Here is an 18,069-nt window from a genome sequence, read left to right on the forward strand (position 1 = left end):
GTGGGATTACTTGCCCGTCAAAAGATCGCGGTAGCGCTCCGCCAGTTCGCGGGTGGCCGCGGCCTCCGCCATCGCCGTTTCCTGGTCACCCGGCGTGATGAACTCGGGCGGGACGCCGGCCGCCTTCACCGCCTCGACATAGGCAGGATCCGCCATGGTCTGGTCGATGGTGGACTTCAGCAACTCGACCCGCTCGGGATATTGCTCGAGCGCCGCGGCGTGGACCGCCCAGGCGCGCGAACTGAACAGTTCCGGCAACTCGGTTCCAAGCGCCCCGTTCACGGTCGGGGCGTTTCCGGACGCCTCGGGAACGGTGTTCTTATTGGCGAAGATGCCGAGAATGCGGGCCTGATCGCCGAGCGCGATCGGGTTGGCCAGCGGCAAGGCCGAGGCGTCGACCTCGCCGGTGATCGCCGCCATCGCCGTCGGATTGCCGCCGCCGAACGGGATCAGGTTGAACTGGGCGCCGGTCGCCTCGCCGAGCGCCAGCATGCCGATCGAGGCCGGATGGGGCAGACGGCTGACCGAAATGCTCACTGGCCGCTTCTTGCCTTCCTCGACAAGCTGCTCGAGCGATTCAAACGGCGAATCCGCGCCTACCCAGACCGCCATTGGTTCGGTGCTGGTACGCCGGATGTAGACCAGATCCTTGCCGATATCGATGCCGACATTCTGCAGCGTCAGCATGATGACCTCGGGACCGAGGTTCGAGAACAGCAAATTGTAGGCGTTCGGCTCTTTCTGCATGAAGAATTCATAGCCGACCTGCCCCGCGGCGCCGGGGTAGTAGCCGAATTCGAAGTTGGTTTTCAGATATGTGTTCCAGACCTGGACGAAAGCGCGGGAATCGCGATCAGCGCCGCCACCTTCTCCGGTCGGGATGGTGATTTCCATGTTGCCGGCGGGATAATCCTGGGCGAAGGCCGAGCGGCCGAGACCGAGCGACAGCGCCGCGGCACCGGCCGCCGTGCCGGCAAGAAACTTGCGGCGAGACGGATGTGTGGTGAATTTCATCGTGTAACCTCCCTGATAAACGCGGTAAGCCGCATCGTTCTCGTTTCTATCCGAGGCCTTATTGGTTGACCTTTACGGCATTCTGGTATATTCTTGGTTTGGTATTGTCAACCAATGAAAGACGCAATGCAAGGTTTCGATTCCAAGCGAGGCTCCGCCGATCTGGCGCTGGACGAACTCCGGCGGCTTTTGCGCGACGACGGCCTGGCTCCCGGCGTCAGGCTGCCGACGGAGCGCGCGCTCGCCGATCGGCTGGGGATCAATCGGGCGACCTTGCGCAAGGCCTTGGCGCGCCTTGAGATGGAGGGAGCGATCGTCCGACATGTCGGACGCGGCACCTTCGTCAGCGCGCCGCCCGAGGCTTCGAAGGCACCCGCCGAAAACGCCTCGCCGATCGAGCTCATGGAGGCCCGTCTGGTCCTGGAGCCCGCCATCGCGCGCGAAGCGGCCTTGCGGGCGCGCAAGGAGGATCTGGAACGGCTGGAGCTGTGCCTCGTTCGCTCTGAATCCGCCGACGGATTCGAGGCCTTCGAGGAATGGGACATCGCCTTTCACCGGGCCTTGGCCGACGCGACCCAGAACGCGGTCTTCACGATGGTGATGGAGATGATGCGGACCATGCGCAGCACGGCGGAATGGGACAGGCTGAAGCGGGCGTCGTTCAACCCGGACCTGCGGGACCGCTATCGCATCGAGCACCGGGCCATTCTTCGCGCCCTTGAGGCGCGCGATCAGGCCGCCGCGGCCATGGCGACGGTCCAGCATATGCAGACCGTCCACGCCGCGATTTCCGGCAAGCAATGGCCCCCCATCGACCACCCCGCGATGCCGCGACGCCGCATACGGGAAGACATGGCGGACCGCGTCTAGCGCGGCTGGCGAATAGGCCCTGAGGCGATCAGGTCCCGGCGTTGGAGCGAAGAAATCCATCCATCCGCGCCAGCGCCTTGCGGATGTTCTCCTCGGAATTGGCGTAGGACAGCCGGACATAGCCTTCGCCGAGAATACCGAAATCGGGGCCGCCGATCAGCGCGACTCCGGTCTCCTCGAGCAACGCGGACGCCAGCTTCTTAGCCTTCCAGCCGGTCCCGGAGATGTTCGGGAAGGCATAGAACGCGCCCTTCGGCGTCGCGCAGGTCACGCCCGGCAGGGCGTTCAGCCCGTCGACGACGACACGGCGGCGGCGGTCGAAGGCAGCCATCATCGCCGCGACATCGTCCTGCGGCCCGTCGATCGCCGCAATTCCGGCGAACTGGCTCGGCGCGTTGACGCAGGACCAGCAATTGACCGCCAGCTTGCGGATCTTGTCGTAGAGCTGGTCGGGCCAGATCGACCACCCCATGCGCCAGCCGGTCATCGCCCAGGTCTTCGACCAGCCGTTCAGCACGATCAGCCGGTCGCGGAGTTCCGGGAACGTCAAAAGCGAGCAATGTTCCTCGCCGTCATAGGTCATGACGTCGTAGATCTCGTCCGACAGGATCGCCACGTCCGGATGATCGGCGAGGCCCTTGACCAGCTTCTCGATCTCGGTGCGCGGGGTGACGCCGCCGGTCGGATTGGCCGGGGAATTCAGGATCAGGAGCCGCGTCCGGTCAGTGATCAGCGACAGGGTTTCGTCGGCGGAGAAGGCAAAGCCATTCTCCTCGCGCACCGGCACCGGCACCGGCGTCGCGCCGGTGTATTCGATCATCGAGCGATAGATCGGAAATCCCGGATCGGGGTAGAGGATCTCGGCGCCCGGCTCGCCGAACATGACGATCGCCGCATACATGGTCGGCTTGCCGCCCGGCAGGATCACGATGCTCTCCGGCGACACCTCGACGCCGGTCGTCGTCAGCGTTCGCCGCGCCACCGCCTCGCGTGTCGCCAGCAGCCCGGTTGCCGGCGTATAGCCGTGGTGGCCGTCGCGCAGCGCCTTGATTGCCGCTTCGACGATATGGTCCGGGGTGCGAAAATCCGGCTGGCCGATGCCGAGATTGATGATGTCCTTGCCCGTGGCGCTGAGCGCGGTGGCGCGCGCGAGCACGGCGAAGGCGTTCTCTTCGCCAATGCGATCGAAGCCTGAAATCGTGTGAAGCATCATCGTCTCTCGGAAAGCGTGGGCACAAGACCGCGGCTCTCGACACGCATCCACGCGCCGGGATTTCGCGGCCACTGCCTAAGCCATGCCGGCCTCGAAGTCGAGTTGCGTCGCTTGAGCGCGGCGGGGCCCGGCGCCCCCGCATCGTCTCACAGACAGGCGCGGATCAGGTCGCGGGTGTTCTCGGCCGTCATCGTGACCGGATTGCCGCCGGTGCTGGGATCGCGCAACGCCATCTCGGTTAGACGATCGATGTCGGGATCGACGACGCCCAACGCCGTCAAGTTGGCGGGGATGCCAAGCTCACCGGTGAGTTCGCCGACGAAGGCGTCGAACCCCTCGAAGCCGCCGGCGATGCCGAGATAGGCCGCCGCCCGTTCGATCCGCGCTTCGATCGCCTCGCGGTTGAAGACCAGCACCGGCCGCATGACGACGGCGTTGGTGGTGCCGTGATGGGTGTGATGGAGGGCGCCGATCGGATGCGAGATCGCATGGATGGCGCCGAGCCCCTTCTGGAAGGCGGTCGCGCCCATCGCGGCAGCGGCCATCACCTGGGCGCGGGCCTCGATGTCCGAGCCGTCGCGAAAGGCGCGCGGCAGATACGCCTTGACCAGCCGCAGGCCCTCCAGGGCGATGCCCTGGCTCATCGGATGGAAATGCGGCGAGCAATAGGCCTCCAGGCAATGGGCGAAGGCATCCATGCCGGTACCGGCGGTTATCGCCGGCGGCATGCCGATGGTGAGCTCGGGATCGCAGATGACGACCTGGGGCATCAGCTTCGGATGGAAGATGATCTTCTTGGTTTCAGTCGCCGCGTCAGTCAGGACTCCCGCGCGGCCGACCTCCGAGCCGGTTCCCGCCGTCGTCGGAACCGCGACGATCGGGGCGATCGCGTCGGCATTCGCCCGCGTCCACCAGTCGCCGATGTCCTCCAGGTCCCAGACCGGGATCGACTGCCCGGCCATCAGCGCGACGAGCTTGCCGAGATCGAGACCCGAGCCGCCGCCGAAGGCGATCACCCCGTCATGGCCGCCGTCGCGATAGGCCTTCACCCCGGCGTCGAGATTTGCGCCGTTCGGGTTCGGATCGACATCGGCGAACATCGCCCGTCCCAGCCCCGCCTCCTGCATCAGGTCGAGCGCGCGGGCGGTGACCGGCAGCTTGGCCAGGCCCCTGTCGGTGATCAGCAGCGGGCGCGCGATGCCGGCGGCCGCGCAGGCGTCGGCGAGTTCCGCGATGCGTCCGGCGCCGAAACGGATGGCGGTGGGATACGACCAATTGCCCCAGAGCTTCATGGGTCAGGCTTTCTTCAGATGATAGGATTTCGGGCGGGTCACGCTGCGATAGCCGAGCGTCGACAGCGCCGCGCCACGGCCGGTGTCCTTGCAGCCGGTCCAGCAGAGCGCCGGGTCGAGATAGTCGCAGCGGTTCATGTAGATCGTCCCGGTCTCGATCTGACGGCCGATCCGCTCCGCCGCGTCGGCGTCCCGCGTCCACAGCGAGGTGGTCAGTCCGAAGGGCGAATCGTTCATCAGCGCGATCGCCTCTTCATCAGATGACACCCGCATGATGCCGACGACGGGGCCGAAGCTTTCGTCGCGCATGACGCGCATGGAATGATCGACGTCGATCAGGATCTGCGGGGCGAGATAGGCGGTGTCGCCGGTATCGGCCGGAAACAGCGCCGGATCGATCAGCGCCCTGGCGCCGGCGTCGATCGCTTCCTTGACCTGGGCCCGGACCTCGCGTGCGAAGCGGATGTTGGCCATCGGCCCGAGCGTCGTTTCCGGGTCGAGCGGATCGCCGAGACGATAGGCTTCGACGATCTTGACCGCCTTCTCGACGAAGGCGTCGAAGAGCGCGTCCGCGACGTAGATCCGCTCGATCCCGCAGCAGCATTGGCCGGAGTTGAACATCGCGCCGTCGATCAGCGTCTCCACCGCCGCGTCGAGATCGGCGTCGGCGCGGACATAACCCGGATCCTTGCCGCCGAGCTCCAGTCCGACGCCGGTGAAGGTGCCCGCCGCGGCGCGCTCGATCGCCCGTCCGCCGCCGACCGACCCGGTGAAATTGACGAAGTCGAAGGCGCGAGCGCGAAGAAGCTCGGCGGTCGTCTCATGGGTGACGTGGATCGCCTGGAACAGCCCGTCCGGCAGGCCGGCGGCGCAGAACGCGGCGGCGAAGCGTTCGCCGGCGAGGATCGTCTGCGTCGAATGCTTCAGCACCACCGCGTTGCCGGCGGCCAGCGCCGGCACGATCGTGTTGACCGCGGTCAGATACGGGTAGTTCCAAGGCGCGACGACCAGTACGAGGCCGAGGGGTTCATAGGCGATGAAGCGGCGAAAGGCGTCGGAATCCTCGATCACCGTCGGCTCCAGCGCGTCCTTCGCCAGCGCGGTCATGTGGAAGGCACGCTCCTTCACGCCGCCGATCTCGCCGCCGTAGCGCACCGGCCGGCCCATCATCCGGGCGAGTTCGGGAACGATCTCGTCGTTCATCGCCTCCAGCGCCGCAATCGCCCGGTCGACGATCGCGACACGCTCGGCAAGCGGTCGAACCGCCCAATCCTTCTGCGCCGCCCGCGCGGCCGCAAGGCGTGGCGCCAGCGCCGCCGCGTCCTCGGTGTCCCGACGGACCAAGACGCTGCCGTCGATCGGAGAGATACAGGTCAATTCGCTCATCACAACCTCTCAGGAGCGCTCGAAGCCGCGCCGGACTTCCCAGTCGGTCACATGGGAATCATATTCGCGCTGCTCCCACCGGGCGGCATGCACATAATGGGCGACGACGTCGTCGCCCAGGGCCTGTCTCAGCATCGCGGATTGGTCGAAAGCCTCGGTGGCGGCGCGAAGGGTGGACGGGACGTGCCGCATCCCCTCCCGCGCGCCGTAGGCATCACCCTCGAAGGCCGGCTCCAGCGCCAGCTTTTCCTCGATCCCGGCGATGCCGGCGGCGATCTGGCCGGCGAAAGCGAGATAGGGATTGAGATCCGAGCCGCCGACCCGGCACTCGACCCTGACGCCCTTGGTACCAGCGCCGCACAGGCGATAGCCGGCGGTGCGGTTGTCGAGGCTCCACACGGCCATGGTCGGCGCGAAGGTGCCGGCGACGAAGCGCTTGTAGGAATTGACGTTCGGCGCGAGCAACAGCGTGACGTCGTCGGCGTATTTCAGCAGCCCGGCCAGATAGTGCCGCATCAGTTCCGACATGCCGTGCTCGGCCTCGGCGTCATAAAAGGCGGGCTCGCCGCCCAAGGTCTGCAGGGACTGGTGGACATGGCTGGACGAGCCGGCGGAGCTGTCGTTCCACTTCGCCATGAAGGTCGCCGCGCGGCCCTTGGCCCAGGCGATCTCCTTGACGCCGTTCTTGACGATGACGTGATTGTCGGCGGCGGTCAGCGCGTGATCGTATTTGACGTTGATCTCTTCCTGGCCCGCCGAGGCCTCGCCCTTCGAGCATTCGACCGGGATGCCGGCGCCGTAGAGCCCTTTGCGCACGGCGCGCATCACCTCCTCTTCCTTGGTCGTCTGGAGGATGTGATAGTCCTCGTTATAGGCGCTGACGAGGGAAAGATCGCGGTAGCCGGCCCGCTCGGCGGCCGCGAAACTGTCCTCGAACAGGAAGAATTCGAGCTCCGAGGCCATCGTCGGCCTCAGCCCGATCGCCTCCAGCCGCGCGATCTGGCACTTCAAGACGGCGCGGGGCGAATGGGCGACCGGCCCATCGGCGTCATGATCCTCCACGTCGCAGAGGACCAGCGCCGTCGCTTCCAGCCAGGGCACGCGGCGCAGCGTCGACAGGTCCGGCCGCATGACGTAGTCGCCATAGCCCGCCGCCCAGCTCGTCGCCTCGTATCCCTCGACCGTGTTCATCTCCATGTCGGTGGCGAGGAGATAGTTGCAGCCATGGGTCTCTTCCCAGGCGCTCTCGACGAAGAACGCAGCGTGGAAACGCTTGCCCATCAGCCGCCCCTGCATGTCCACCTGGACCACCAGGACGGTGTCGATCTCGCCGCTCTGAACGGCCTGTTTCAGTTCGTCGAAGGTCAGTTTGCCGGGCATCGGTGAGACATGTCGCAGTTGGAGTGAGGGCGCCGCGGCGCCGATCGTGGCGCCGCGGCTGGGTGAGGTTCGATCAGCTCAATTCTAGCTGTAGCGGTAAGGCTTGCCGGCTTTCGCCATCACGTCGTTGTACTCGCGGAAGATCTTCACCACACGGGCCGTGCGCTCGCTGGTCGCGGCGATTTCATCCCAGAACTTGAACGCCTCGGCTTCCACCGTCGCCCATTCCTCTTCCGGGATCGTGGTCAGCTTCAGTTTGTCGCCGTTGACCCGCAGCTTGGCCTCGCCGCCCCAATACCATTGCTGGCGGAAGTAGTGGGAGGAATCCATCGCCAGCTTCAACAGCATCTTCAGGTGCTCCGGCAGCTCGTCATACTTCTCCTGGTTGGCGAAGAACGAGCCGCACCAGGCGCCGGAGATATTGTTGGTGAGGAAGTATTCGGTCACGTCGGCCCAGCCGACGGTGTAGTCCTCGGTGATGCCGGACCAGGCGATGCCGTCGAGTTCGCCGGTCTGCAGCGCCACCTCGACGTCCTCCCAGGGCAGCGTCACCGGCACGATGCCGAAGCGGGTGAGGAAGCGGCCGGCCGTCGGGAAGGTGAAGATCCGCTTGCCCTTCAGATCCGCGAGGCTGTTGATCGGTTCCTTGGTGGCGAAGTTGCAGGGATCCCAGGAGCCGGCAGAGAGCCATTTGACGCCCTCGACCTCGCCATAGGCCTCTTCCCATATCTCTTTCAGCCCGTACTGCTCGAACAACACCGGCACGTCGAGGCTGTAGCGGGTGCCGAACGGGAAATAGCCGCCGAACACCGAGATATCGACCGGCGCGTCGATCGAATCATCGTCCGACTGGACCATGTCGATGGTGCCGCGCTGCATGGCACGGAACAGTTCGCCCGTCGGCACAAGCTGATCGGCGAAGAACAGCTCGATCTCCATCTGGCCATTGGCCGCCTTGTTGAAGTCGTCGACCATGCCCTTGACGACGAATTCGGCGAGCGCAGGGCCGGCATAGGTCTGCAACCGCCAGCGGATCGGCGCGCTTTGGGCATGAACGGCCGGGGCGGCGAGGGTCGAGGCACCGGCCGCCGCCGTGACAACGCCCGCCTTCTTGAGGAAATCGCGTCTGTTCGTCATGTCGTCGCTTCCTTCTGTTGCGGCCCGGTCAGGCCGGTTGCACGGGCTTTGCCGCCCGCTTGTTTTGCCGACCAGCTTGGTCAGCGGCCATTGGAATAGGCGTATTCCGGCAGCCACAGCGCGATCTGCGGAAAGGCGGTGACGATGCCGAGGCCGACGATCATGATGCCGACGAACGGCCAGACCGAGCGGTAGATGTCGGACAGCGTGATTTCGGGCGGCGCCATCGCCCGCATCAGGAAGAGATTATAGCCGAAGGGCGGCGTCATATAGGCGATCTGGCAGGTGATCGTGTAGAGGACGCCGTACCAGACGAGGTCGAAACCGAGGGCGCCGACAAGCGGAATGTAGAGCGGCGCGACGATGACCAGCATGGCCGTGTCGTCGAGGAACATGCCAAGCAGAATGTAGGAGATCTGCATCATGATCAGGATCTGCCAGGGCCCAAGCCCCAGATCCTCGGTGAAGAAGCTGTCCAGCGCTCGCGACGCGCCGACACCGTCGAAGATGCTGCCGAAGGCGAGCGCCGCCATGATGATCCAGAAGAACATGCAGGAGATGAGGAGCGTCTTTCGCACCGTCTCGTGCAGCACATGGAGGGTCAACCGACGCTTGACCAGCGCCGCGATCATCGCCGCCACCGCGCCGACGGCGGAGCTTTCCACCAGGCTGGTGACGCCCATGACGAAAAGGCCGGTCATGGCGAAGAAGATGAACAGCGGCAGGATGCCGGCCTTGAGCAGACCGATCTTCTCCGCGCGGGTGATGCCCTCCCGCTCTTCCAGCGGCAGGGCGGGACCCAGCTCCGGGTTCACCCGGCAGCGGAGGTAGATATAGACGACGAACATCGCCGCGATCATCAGCCCCGGAAACACGCCGGCGAGCCAGAGCTGGCCGACCGGCTGGCGCGCGATCATGCCGTAAAGGACGAGGACGACGCTCGGCGGCACCAGGATGCCCAGCGACGATCCCGCCTGGATCACCCCCGTCACCATGACCTTGTCGTAGCCGCGCCGCAACAGTTCAGGCAGCGCGATCGTCGCGCCGATCGCCATGCCGGCGACGGAGAGCCCGTTCATGGCCGAGATCATCACCATCAGCCCAATCGTCCCAATGGCAAGGCCGCCGGCCGTGCCGCCCATCCAGACGTGGAACATGTGGTAGAGATCGTCGGCGATGCCGCTCTCCGACAGCATGTAGCCCATGAAGATGAACAGCGGCAGCGTGAGCAGCGGATACCATTTCATCAGCTTCATCACGGCCGAGAAACCCATCTCCGAGCCGCCGTCGCCATAGAGAAAAAGCGCGGTCACCACCGCCACGCCGCCGATGACGCCGAAGACGCGCTGGCCGGTCAGCAGCATCACCATCATGCTGGCGAACATGAGGATGGCGATCATCTCGTAGCTCACGAGGAGGCCCCCCGCTCGGCTTCGTCCGGTTCCCGGTCACGCGGGTGATCGACCTCGTCTTCCCGCGGCAGCCGCTCGACCCCCGGCAGCACGATTCCGCGAGCCTCGGCGACGTTGCGGATCAGCATGGCGATGGCTTGAAGCAGCATCAGCACGATGCCGCAGACCATGACGATCTTGATCGGCGCCATGTAGGGCCGCCAGGACGAATAGCTCCGCTCGCCATATTCCAGCGCATAGGCCGTGGATGAGAGGCCCCCATAGAGGAGGATGCCGAGGTAGAAGATCAGGAGAAGGATCGTGACCGCGTCGGTCGCCGCCTGTGTGCGTGGGCGCCAGCGCCCGTAAGCCAGGTCCATGCGGACATGGGCGCCCATCTTGAGCGAGTAGCCACCGCCGACCAGGAAATAGGCCACCATCGCGAACTGGGCCATCTCCAGCGTCCACAGCGATGGCAGGAAAAAGGTCTTGGTGATGGTCGAATAAAACAGGATGCCGATCATCCCGAAGATCGAATACATCGTGACGAGACCCACCCAACCGTTCACGCGGTCGATGAACCGGACATAGGCGGCCAGCCGCTTCATGCCGCCGCCCCTTTCGACGCGTCGGCCCCGAGCGAAGCGTGGGCGCGCGACACCCAGGCTGCCAGGCGGCTGGCGATCTCGACCACGTCCGCGGGCGTGGCGATCAGGTCGTTGCGGATTTCGATCATCGCATTGGCCATCCCATGCGGAACCGCGTGGGTCGCCAGCGTATGCATGACCCCGTCAGCCGGACCGTATGGCTGGTTGCGGCGCATGTCGAGCGAGCCATCGGCCGCCTCCAGGATGGCATCGGCGAGGCGCTGGTCGCTGTCGTGCAGGATGCCGATTTCCACGGACCGGCGCTCTCCGGCATAGACCGGGGTGAAGGAATGGATCGTCAAAAGGACGGGGTTGGCATGGGTGGCGCGATGCCGCGCGACGGCCTTTGCCAATGCGCTCTCGAACGGCCGATAGAAGCGTTCGACCCGGTCGGTTCGCGCGGTCGCGATCAGCCCAGTATTGCCGGGAATCTCGTGGACTTCACTGCGCGCGGGAATCGAATCCTCGGCCTCCGGCGGCCGGTTGCAGTCATAGACGAGCCGCGACACCTTTTGCGCGACGAGCGGTGCGTCGAACGTCTCCGACAGATGCCGTGCCACCGCCAATGCTCCCGGGTCCCAGGCGGCGTGGCTGGCTTTGGTCGCCGCACCGATGCCGAGATCGCCGAACTCGGCGGGAATCGCGTTCGAGGCATGTTCGCAGACCAGAAGAATGGTGCCGGCCCCGTCCGGATTGATCACCTCGACCGTTTGAGCGCGCGAGCCGGCGGACGGCTCCTTCGGTGTTGCACTCCCTTCGGACAAGGCGTTACCTCTCGACTGGCTCTGAAACGATCATTACAGAGTTACCTACCATGTCAAGCGCGCCGGCCGCGAAATTCGTCGGAGGGCTGGCGCCATGTTACGAGGCCGGCGCGGATGAACGGGGAGCTTTTCCATGACGACGAGCGATGACCGGACGGTCGCGGAGCTGATCCGCGCCGCGTTTCCCGATCTGACCCGCGCCGAGCGGCAGTTGGCCGACGCCATCCTCGAGGACTATCCGATCTCCGGGCTCGGCAGCATCACGGCCCTATCGGAAAGCTCCGGCGTTTCGACGCCGACGGTGCTGCGCATGGCGCGCAAGCTCGGCTTCGACGGCTTCACGCATTTTCAGGCGAGCCTGCGCGGCGAACTGAAGATGATGATTTCCGATCCCGTCGCCAGGCGCGAGCACTGGACCGACGAGTTACCGCACGCCCATATCCTCAACCGCTTCGCCGAGGCGGTATCCGACAATCTCCGCAAGACCCTGCAGCGGATGAACGTCGAAACCTTCGACGCCGCGACAGCCCTTCTGGCGGACCCCGATCGCGCGGTGTTCGTCGTCGGCGGCCGTGTCACTCGCTCGCTGGCCGACTATTTCTTCAGCCTGCTCCAGGTGATCCGCGACGGCGCGCATCTGTTGCCGCCCAACGCCAATATCTGGCCGCACAGCGTGTTGAGCATGAAGGAGGGCGACGTCCTCCTGATCTTCGACATCAGGCGCTACGAGCGCGAACTCCTGAGTCTCGCCAAGATGGCCCGCGCGCGCGGCGTGACCATCGTGTTGATGACCGACCAGTGGGGATCGCCGATCACCACCCACGCGGCGCACGGCTTTCATGCCCGGATCGAGGTACCGTCGGCCTGGGATTCGACCGTCGTCCTGACCTACATGGTGGAGGCCCTGCTGGCCGGCATCCAGGCGATCCACTGGGACACCGCGCGGCGGCGGATGAACGAGCTGGAAGGCCTGCTCGACGAAACCGCGATGTTCAAGAAATTCACGTGAGGGGGAGGCGATAGGCGGGTTGACCGGCCCCTATCCCCCACCCTCGCGCTGGCCGCGACGGCGAGCCTGAACGATCTCGGCGAGGATCGACAGGGCGATCTCCTCCGGCGTGATCGCGCCGAGATCGAGACCGGCCGGCGCCTTGACCCCGGCGAGCGCCAAAGGGTCGGCACCTTCGGCGGCCAGCGTCTGGCGCAGCGCCGCCATCTTGCGCCGACTGCCGACGAAGGCGTGGGTGTCGGCCGCAATGCCCAGCGCGGCTGTCAACGCCGCCTTATCACCCCGACCTTGCGTCGAGACGACGACGAAGCGCCGGGCCTCTTGCAGGCCATCGACCGCAAAGCCGTCGATGACGCGGTCGGCGTCCGGCGTGCCCGGCCGATCCTCCGCCGGAGCCGCGAGAGTGACGTGGAAGCCGAGTGGGCGGGCTTGGCTCGCCAGCGCCATCGCGACGGGACTGGCGCCAAGGATCACCAGCGAGGGCTGCGGCAGGACGGGCTCGATGAAGATGTCCATGGTGCCCTCGCTCGGGCACATGTTCTTGGCAAAGCGCACGCCCTCGCGGCTTTCGCCGGGGCTGACGCCGAGTTCGGCAAGGAGGTTTTCCGGCTGCACCGAGACCAGCCGCGCCACACCGTCGGCGAGCGCCTCGCGCGCCGCCTTCAGCACCGCGCCACGGGCGCAGCCGCCGCCGATCCAGCCGGCCGCGATGGTGCCGTCCGCACGGATCACCGCCTTGGCCCCGGCCTTGGCGGCGGTCACCGAAACGGTCCGCACGACGGTCGCCAGAACGAAGGCTTCCTCGGCCGCCTTCAGCCGGGATATCAGATCGATCACGTCGACATGGGCGGTCATCGCAAGGGGTCCGTCACAGTTTCGCCAGATAGGGTTCGAGGTCGGCAAGGCTCTGCAGCGTATGCGCCGGGGCATAGAGGTCGATATGGGGCAGCGCCGCCTTGATGCCGGCGGCCTCCGGCGCGTAGCCCTCCCAGCCGATCATCGGGTTCAGCCAGACGATCCGGCGGCAGCGCCGGGAAAGCCGCGCCATCTCGCGGCCAAGCAGCGCCGCGTCGCCGGTTTCGTAGCCGTCGGAAACGATCATGACGCAGGTCCGCGAATGGATCACCCGCGCCGCGTGCCAGCGGTTGAAGGTCTGAAGGCTCTCGCCGATCCGCGTGCCGCCACCGGCGCCTTGCGCCATCATCGACAGCCGGTCGAGCGCGCGGACGGGGTTCTTCTCCTTCATCGCGTCGGAGACATGGGCAAGCCTCGTGTGGAACAGGAAGGCGTCGGCCTCGCGAAACTCGTCCAGGACGCCGTGGATGAAGCGGAGAAAGACGACGGTGTAGAGGCTCATCGAGCCCGACGCGTCGAGCAGCATGACCAGCCGCAGCGGCTTCTCCTTGCGGCGGCGCTTCACCAGGGTGATCGGCACCCCGCCATGGCTGATATTGCGGTGGATGGTGCGGCGAAGGTCGAGCCGGTAGCCGCGGCGGCGGGCAAGATCGCGGCGGGTGAGGCGCGTGCGCATGGTCCGCGCCAGGCGCGCGGCGATGTCGTGGGCCGCCGCGATCTGCGCCGGATCGGCGATCTTGCGAAAATCGGTTTCGGCGAGATTGTCAGCCCGTGACGCGCCTTCCATGCGGCCGACGCCGTCGCGGTCCTCGCCGGGCTCGTCGCCGGCAGGCATCTGGTCCGGCGCCGTGTCGCCGCCTGAATGGGCGGCGTCGTTGCGCAGATTCTTGAGCGATGGGCTGTTGGCGGCCCGGGTCGATCCGGAGATCGCCGAGCGCGAGCGCACCCGCTTGCCGAGCCAGAAGGCGTCGAACAGGCCGTCGAAGACCTCCCAGTCGGCCTTGCGCGCGGCGAACAGATGTTTGAAGGCCGCCCGCAGTAGGCCGGGCCGGTCGCCATAGCCGGACGCCAGCAGCATCGCCGCGTCCTGGCCCTCGCTGAGGCCGACGGCAAAGGCATTGTCGCGCAAGGTGCGCAAGAACGCCGCGAGCTTGTCGGCGACAAGCGCCGACACCGCCTCGGGCTCCCCCGGCACCAGGGCCGGCGCCGTGCCGCGGCCTGTCATGCCACCTTCCCTAGCAGGCGCTCCGTCACTTCCCGCGACAGCCGCGCCTTGTCCTCATGGGTCTTCAACAGGCACATCAGCGTTTCGTGCACGGTCTCCGGCCGATCGGCGAGATCGCGCACGTCGAGGCCGACCAGCGCCGCCGCCCAGTCCAGCGTCTCGGCGACACCCGGAACCTTGCGCAGATCCTCCTTGCGGATGCTCTCGACCATCTGTGCGATCTGCAGCGACAACGAGGCGCCGGCGCCCTGAACCCGCGCCATGATGATGCGGGCCTCGCGATCGACGTCGGGGTAGTCGACGTAATGATAAAGGCAGCGTCGGCGCAGCGCGTCCGACAGCTCGCGCGTGCCGTTCGATGTCAGCACGACATGCGGGATCGAGACGGCGGTGATGGTGCCGAGCTCGGGGATCGAGACCTGGAAGTCCGACAGGAGCTCAAGCAGGAACGCCTCGAACTCCTCGTCGGCGCGATCGACCTCGTCGATCAACAGGACCGGCGGCTTTTCCCGGCGGATCGCGGCGAGCAGCGGGCGCTCCAGGAGATATTTTTCCGAGAAGATCTGGTCTTCGATCGCGCCCGCCTTGCCGCCTGCTTCGGCCTGGTGCGCCTGGATTGCCAGCAACTGCCGCTGGTAGTTCCACTCGTAGAGCGCCGTCGACTGGTCGAGGCCCTCGTAGCATTGCAGCCGGATCAGCTCGGCCGAATGCACGGCCGCCAGCGCCTTGGCGACCTCGGTCTTGCCGACGCCGGCCTCGCCTTCCAAAAGCAGCGGACGCTTCAGAAGGTCCATCAGCGAGATCGCCACCGCCAGTTCGGCGTCAGCGATGTAGCCCGCCCCGGCGAGGCGCTCGGCGATCTGGTCGCGGGACAGGTTCATGGCCGGTGCTCCGGTCTCCCCCGCGGCGCCGGCCGCGCGCCGATCGTGACGCGCGACGCCGCCATGCTTTGCTCTCTCACGACAGGCTCAACCGAGCGCGCCGAGGTCTTTCGCCGCCTTCCAGTTGCGCCAGAAATCATGCGGCATCTGGATATGCGTCGAGCCCAGAAACGAAAAGGCGTCGTTGACGGCGTTGGAGAAGGCCGGCACGCCGCCGACATTCGGGCTTTCGCCCACACCCTTGGCGCCGATCGGGTGATGCGGCGAGGGCGTGACCGTGAAATCGGTCTCCCAATGCGGGGTCTCGACGGCGGTCGGCATGAAGAAATCCATGAACGAGCCGGTGATGACGTTGCCGGTCTCGTCGTAGCGGATTTCCTGGCCCATCGCGATGGCGAAGGCTTCGGTCAGACCGCCATGGACCTGCCCCTCGATGATCATCGGATTGATCCGCGTGCCGCAATCGTCCAGCGCATAGAAGCGGCGGATCTTGTAGACGCCGGTGTCGACGTCGATCTCCATCACGCAGATATAGGCGCCGAAGGGATAGGTCATGTTGGGCGGATCGTAATAGCTGACCGCCTCCAGCCCCGGCTCCATTCCCGGCGGCACCGAATTATAGGCCGCCCAGCAGATGTCCTTCATCGACATGGTCTTTTCCGGCAGGCCCTTCACCCGGAAACCGTCGATGTCCCATTCCAGATCGCCTTCGTGGACTTCGAGCTTGTAGGCCGCGATCATCTGCGCCTTGGCCTTGATCTTGCGCGCCGCCATGGCGATCGCCGCGCCGGCCACCGGGGTCGAGCGCGAGCCGTAGGTGCCGAGACCATAAGGCGCGGTGTCGGTGTTGCCCTCCTCGACCATGATGTCGTCGGCCGGAATGCCGATTTCCGTCGCGATGATCTGCGCCCAGGTGGTCTCGTGGCCCTGGCCCTGGCTCTTCGAGCCGACGCGGGCGATGCCGGCGCCGGTCGGGTGCATCCGGATCTCGCAGCTGTCGAACATGGCGATGCCGAGGATGTCGCAGTTCTTCGACGGGCCGGCGCCAACGATCTCGGTGAAGAAGGAAACGCCGAGTCCCATGATCTCGCGCGTCTCGCCGCGCTTGAAGGCCTCGCGCTTTTCCGCCTGCTCCTTGCGCAGGCCGGCGTAGTCGACCGCCTCCATCATCTTCTTCATGGCGGTGTGGTAGTCGCCGGAATCATATTCCCAGCCGAGCGCCGAATGGTAGGGAAACTGCTCCGGCTTGATGAAGTTCTTCAGCCGCAGTTCGGCCGGGTCCATGCCGAGCTTCTGCGCCAGAATGTCCATCCCGCGCTCGATGCAATAGGCGGCTTCCGTCACCCGGAACGAGCAGCGATAGGCGACGCCCCCTGGGGCCTTGTTGGTGTAGATGCCGTCGACCGCCACATGCGCCGTCGGGAAATCATAGGACCCGGTGACGATGTTGAAGAAGCCGGCCGGCCATTTGGACGGGTCGGCGCAGGCGTCGAAGGCGCCGTGATCGGCGAGGACATGGACGCGAAGCCCGGTGACCTTGCCCTCCTTGGTCGCGGCGATCTCCGTGGTCATGTGGTAGTCGCGGGCAAACGACGTCGTGGTCAGGTTCTCGATGCGATCCTCGACCCATTTCACCGGCTTGCCGGTGACGATCGTGGCGACGGCGGCGCAGATATAGCCCGGATAGGCGCCGACCTTGTTGCCGAAACCGCCGCCGATATCCGGCGCGATCACATGGATCTTGTGCTCGGGAATCTTGGCGATCAGCGCCACCACCGTGCGGATGACGTGCGGCGCCTGGAAGGTGCCCCAGATCGACAGCTCGCCGGTGATCTTGTCGAAGGAGCAAACGCACTGGCAGGTTTCCAGCGGCGAGGGATGGGTGCGGTGATAGGAGAGCATCTCCTTGATCGTCACGTCGGCGTTGGCAAAGGCGGCGTCGGTCAGCTCCCGGTCGCCGACAGTCCACTCGAAGACGTGGTTGTGATGCTTGCGCGGCCCGTGCGCGCCCTCGGTCTTGCCGGCCAGATCCTCGCGCAGGACCGGCGCGTCGGGCGCCATCGCCGTGAACGGATCGATGACGACGTCGAGTTGCTCGTATTCGACCTCGACGGCGTTGATGCCGTCATCCGCCGCATAGCGGTCGGTGGCGACGACGAAGGCCACTTCCTGGTTCTGGTAGAGCACCTTGCCGTCGGCCAGGACCATCTGCACGTCGCCGGCGAGCGTCGGCATCCAGGCGAGATTGACGCCCTTGAGATCCTCGGCGGTCAGCACGGCCAACACGCCCGGCACCTTCAGCGCCGCCTCCGTGTTGATCGAGAGCACCCGCGCATGCGGATAGGGCGAGCGCACGAAATCGCCGTGCAGCATGCCCGGCAGCTTCAAATCGTCGACATAATTGCCCCTGCCCTGGGTGAAGCGCACGTCCTCGACGCGCTTGCGCTTGCAGCCCATGCCTTCGAGCTTGGCTTCGCGTTGTTCCCGCGTGGGTGCCATGTCGTTCATTCCGCGGCCTCCTGAAATTCGGTGCCGTTGATCTTGGCGCTCGCGTACTGGATCGCCTTGACGATGTTCTGGTAGCCCGTGCAGCGGCATAGATTGCCGGCGATACCGAAGCGGATTTCCTCCTCGCTCGGCGTCGGGTTCTCCTGCAGCAGACGTTGGGCGCGCAGGATCATGCCCGGTGTACAGAACCCGCATTGCAGGCCGTGCATCTGCCGGAAGCCCTCCTGCAAGGCCGACAGCGTACCGTCGGCATTGGCCACGCCCTCGATCGTGGTAATCGCGGCGCCTTCCGCCTGGACCGCGAACATCGTGCAGCTCTTCACCGACATGCCGTCGATATCGATGGTGCAGGCGCCGCAATGGGTGGTCTCGCAACCGATATGCGTGCCGGTGAGCTGTAAATTCTCGCGGATGAAATGGACGAGCAGCATGCGCGGCTCGACGAGGCCTTCGACCGCTTCGCCGTTCACCGTCATCGTGATGTGAGTCTTCGCCAT

The 18,069-nt window shown here is 65.8% G+C and carries 16 protein-coding genes; 2 read left to right on the forward strand and 14 right to left on the reverse strand.

Annotated features, from left to right (window positions below; translation table 11 throughout):
• Positions 1 to 6 precede the first annotated feature (6 nt).
• A complete protein-coding gene (locus VQ045_RS13295; RefSeq protein ID WP_327625009.1) occupies positions 7 to 1,014 on the reverse strand; it encodes a tripartite tricarboxylate transporter substrate-binding protein in 1,008 nt (335 codons plus the stop codon).
• Between the two features lie 126 nt (positions 1,015 to 1,140).
• Between VQ045_RS13295 and VQ045_RS13300 the strand changes: the two genes are divergently transcribed.
• Complete coding sequence (locus VQ045_RS13300) at positions 1,141 to 1,884, forward strand: FadR/GntR family transcriptional regulator (RefSeq protein WP_331830432.1); 744 nt, start codon at positions 1,141 to 1,143, stop codon at positions 1,882 to 1,884.
• Positions 1,885 to 1,912: 28 nt separating this feature from the next.
• Here the strand turns inward: VQ045_RS13300 and VQ045_RS13305 are convergent, their stop codons facing one another.
• The 8 genes from VQ045_RS13305 to VQ045_RS13340 all read right to left on the reverse strand — a co-directional run bounded on the left by VQ045_RS13305 (position 1,913) and on the right by VQ045_RS13340 (position 11,094).
• Positions 1,913 to 3,094, reverse strand: a complete 1,182-nt coding sequence (locus VQ045_RS13305) for a pyridoxal phosphate-dependent aminotransferase (RefSeq protein WP_331830463.1) — start codon at positions 3,092 to 3,094, stop codon at positions 1,913 to 1,915.
• A gap of 149 nt (positions 3,095 to 3,243) precedes the next feature.
• Positions 3,244 to 4,389: an iron-containing alcohol dehydrogenase gene (locus tag VQ045_RS13310; protein ID WP_331830433.1), complete on the reverse strand. Its 1,146-nt coding sequence runs from the start codon at positions 4,387 to 4,389 to the stop codon at positions 3,244 to 3,246.
• 3 nt (positions 4,390 to 4,392) lie between these two features.
• Positions 4,393 to 5,775 (reverse strand): aldehyde dehydrogenase family protein, encoded by a 1,383-nt coding sequence (locus tag VQ045_RS13315; RefSeq protein WP_331830435.1) that lies wholly within the window; start codon positions 5,773 to 5,775, stop codon positions 4,393 to 4,395.
• A 9-nt stretch (positions 5,776 to 5,784) separates the two neighbouring features.
• Positions 5,785 to 7,155 carry a glutamine synthetase family protein gene (locus tag VQ045_RS13320; RefSeq protein ID WP_331830436.1) on the reverse strand — a complete coding sequence of 457 codons (1,371 nt, stop codon included), beginning with the start codon at positions 7,153 to 7,155 and terminating at the stop codon, positions 5,785 to 5,787.
• Between the two features lie 84 nt (positions 7,156 to 7,239).
• Positions 7,240 to 8,292: a TRAP transporter substrate-binding protein gene (locus tag VQ045_RS13325; RefSeq protein WP_331830437.1), complete on the reverse strand. Its 1,053-nt coding sequence runs from the start codon at positions 8,290 to 8,292 to the stop codon at positions 7,240 to 7,242.
• Positions 8,293 to 8,372: 80 nt separating this feature from the next.
• A complete protein-coding gene (locus VQ045_RS13330) occupies positions 8,373 to 9,704 on the reverse strand; it encodes a TRAP transporter large permease (protein ID WP_327625015.1) in 1,332 nt (443 codons plus the stop codon).
• Positions 9,701 to 10,291: a TRAP transporter small permease subunit gene (locus VQ045_RS13335; protein ID WP_331830438.1), complete on the reverse strand. Its 591-nt coding sequence runs from the start codon at positions 10,289 to 10,291 to the stop codon at positions 9,701 to 9,703. Before VQ045_RS13335 ends, VQ045_RS13330 begins: the two co-directional genes overlap by 4 nt.
• On the reverse strand, positions 10,288 to 11,094 hold the full coding sequence (locus VQ045_RS13340; RefSeq protein ID WP_331830439.1) for an N-formylglutamate amidohydrolase: 807 nt from the start codon (positions 11,092 to 11,094) through the stop codon (positions 10,288 to 10,290). Before VQ045_RS13340 ends, VQ045_RS13335 begins: the two co-directional genes overlap by 4 nt.
• Positions 11,095 to 11,227: 133 nt before the next feature.
• On the opposite strand from VQ045_RS13340, the gene VQ045_RS13345 reads away from it, so the two are divergent.
• Positions 11,228 to 12,103, forward strand: coding sequence for a MurR/RpiR family transcriptional regulator (locus VQ045_RS13345; protein WP_327625018.1), 876 nt, complete (start codon positions 11,228 to 11,230; stop codon positions 12,101 to 12,103).
• A gap of 30 nt (positions 12,104 to 12,133) precedes the next feature.
• On the opposite strand, the gene VQ045_RS13350 is transcribed toward VQ045_RS13345, so the two are convergent.
• From VQ045_RS13350 to VQ045_RS13370, 5 genes are all read right to left on the reverse strand, one after another.
• Positions 12,134 to 12,958 (reverse strand): XdhC family protein, encoded by an 825-nt coding sequence (locus VQ045_RS13350; RefSeq protein ID WP_331830440.1) that lies wholly within the window; start codon positions 12,956 to 12,958, stop codon positions 12,134 to 12,136.
• Between the two features lie 13 nt (positions 12,959 to 12,971).
• The gene (locus VQ045_RS13355; RefSeq protein ID WP_331830441.1) at positions 12,972 to 14,183 is read right to left on the reverse strand and encodes a vWA domain-containing protein; all 1,212 of its coding nucleotides are present in this window, start codon (positions 14,181 to 14,183) and stop codon (positions 12,972 to 12,974) included.
• Positions 14,180 to 15,064 carry an AAA family ATPase gene (locus VQ045_RS13360; protein ID WP_331830442.1) on the reverse strand — a complete coding sequence of 295 codons (885 nt, stop codon included), beginning with the start codon at positions 15,062 to 15,064 and terminating at the stop codon, positions 14,180 to 14,182. Before VQ045_RS13360 ends, VQ045_RS13355 begins: the two co-directional genes overlap by 4 nt.
• An 87-nt stretch (positions 15,065 to 15,151) precedes the next feature.
• Positions 15,152 to 17,572 carry an aerobic carbon-monoxide dehydrogenase large subunit gene (locus VQ045_RS13365; RefSeq protein WP_331830443.1) on the reverse strand — a complete coding sequence of 807 codons (2,421 nt, stop codon included), beginning with the start codon at positions 17,570 to 17,572 and terminating at the stop codon, positions 15,152 to 15,154.
• The gene (locus VQ045_RS13370) at positions 17,569 to 18,069 is read right to left on the reverse strand and encodes a (2Fe-2S)-binding protein (RefSeq protein WP_331830444.1); all 501 of its coding nucleotides are present in this window, start codon (positions 18,067 to 18,069) and stop codon (positions 17,569 to 17,571) included. The genes VQ045_RS13365 and VQ045_RS13370 overlap by 4 nt, the downstream gene beginning before the upstream one ends.

This window comes from Aurantimonas sp. E1-2-R+4, assembly GCF_036549515.1.
Lineage (GTDB): Bacteria > Pseudomonadota > Alphaproteobacteria > Rhizobiales > Rhizobiaceae > Aurantimonas > Aurantimonas coralicida_A.

What these genes read in the sequence shown, in the direction of transcription:
- VQ045_RS13350 (WP_331830440.1), bottom strand. Translation starts at nt 12,958, where the DNA reads ATGACCGCCCATGTCGACGTGATCGATCTGATATCCCGGCTGAAGGCG.
- VQ045_RS13325 (WP_331830437.1), bottom strand. Translation starts at nt 8,292, where the DNA reads ATGACGAACAGACGCGATTTCCTCAAGAAGGCGGGCGTTGTCACGGCG.
- VQ045_RS13295 (WP_327625009.1), bottom strand. Translation starts at nt 1,014, where the DNA reads ATGAAATTCACCACACATCCGTCTCGCCGCAAGTTTCTTGCCGGCACG.
- VQ045_RS13305 (WP_331830463.1), bottom strand. Translation starts at nt 3,094, where the DNA reads ATGCTTCACACGATTTCAGGCTTCGATCGCATTGGCGAAGAGAACGCC.
- VQ045_RS13345 (WP_327625018.1), top strand. Translation starts at nt 11,228, where the DNA reads ATGACGACGAGCGATGACCGGACGGTCGCGGAGCTGATCCGCGCCGCG.
- VQ045_RS13365 (WP_331830443.1), bottom strand. Translation starts at nt 17,572, where the DNA reads ATGAACGACATGGCACCCACGCGGGAACAACGCGAAGCCAAGCTCGAA.
- VQ045_RS13360 (WP_331830442.1), bottom strand. Translation starts at nt 15,064, where the DNA reads ATGAACCTGTCCCGCGACCAGATCGCCGAGCGCCTCGCCGGGGCGGGC.
- VQ045_RS13355 (WP_331830441.1), bottom strand. Translation starts at nt 14,183, where the DNA reads ATGACAGGCCGCGGCACGGCGCCGGCCCTGGTGCCGGGGGAGCCCGAG.
- VQ045_RS13300 (WP_331830432.1), top strand. Translation starts at nt 1,141, where the DNA reads ATGCAAGGTTTCGATTCCAAGCGAGGCTCCGCCGATCTGGCGCTGGAC.
- VQ045_RS13320 (WP_331830436.1), bottom strand. Translation starts at nt 7,155, where the DNA reads ATGCCCGGCAAACTGACCTTCGACGAACTGAAACAGGCCGTTCAGAGC.
- VQ045_RS13315 (WP_331830435.1), bottom strand. Translation starts at nt 5,775, where the DNA reads ATGAGCGAATTGACCTGTATCTCTCCGATCGACGGCAGCGTCTTGGTC.
- VQ045_RS13370 (WP_331830444.1), bottom strand. Translation starts at nt 18,069, where the DNA reads ATGGCGAAGACTCACATCACGATGACGGTGAACGGCGAAGCGGTCGAA.
- VQ045_RS13310 (WP_331830433.1), bottom strand. Translation starts at nt 4,389, where the DNA reads ATGAAGCTCTGGGGCAATTGGTCGTATCCCACCGCCATCCGTTTCGGC.
- VQ045_RS13335 (WP_331830438.1), bottom strand. Translation starts at nt 10,291, where the DNA reads ATGAAGCGGCTGGCCGCCTATGTCCGGTTCATCGACCGCGTGAACGGT.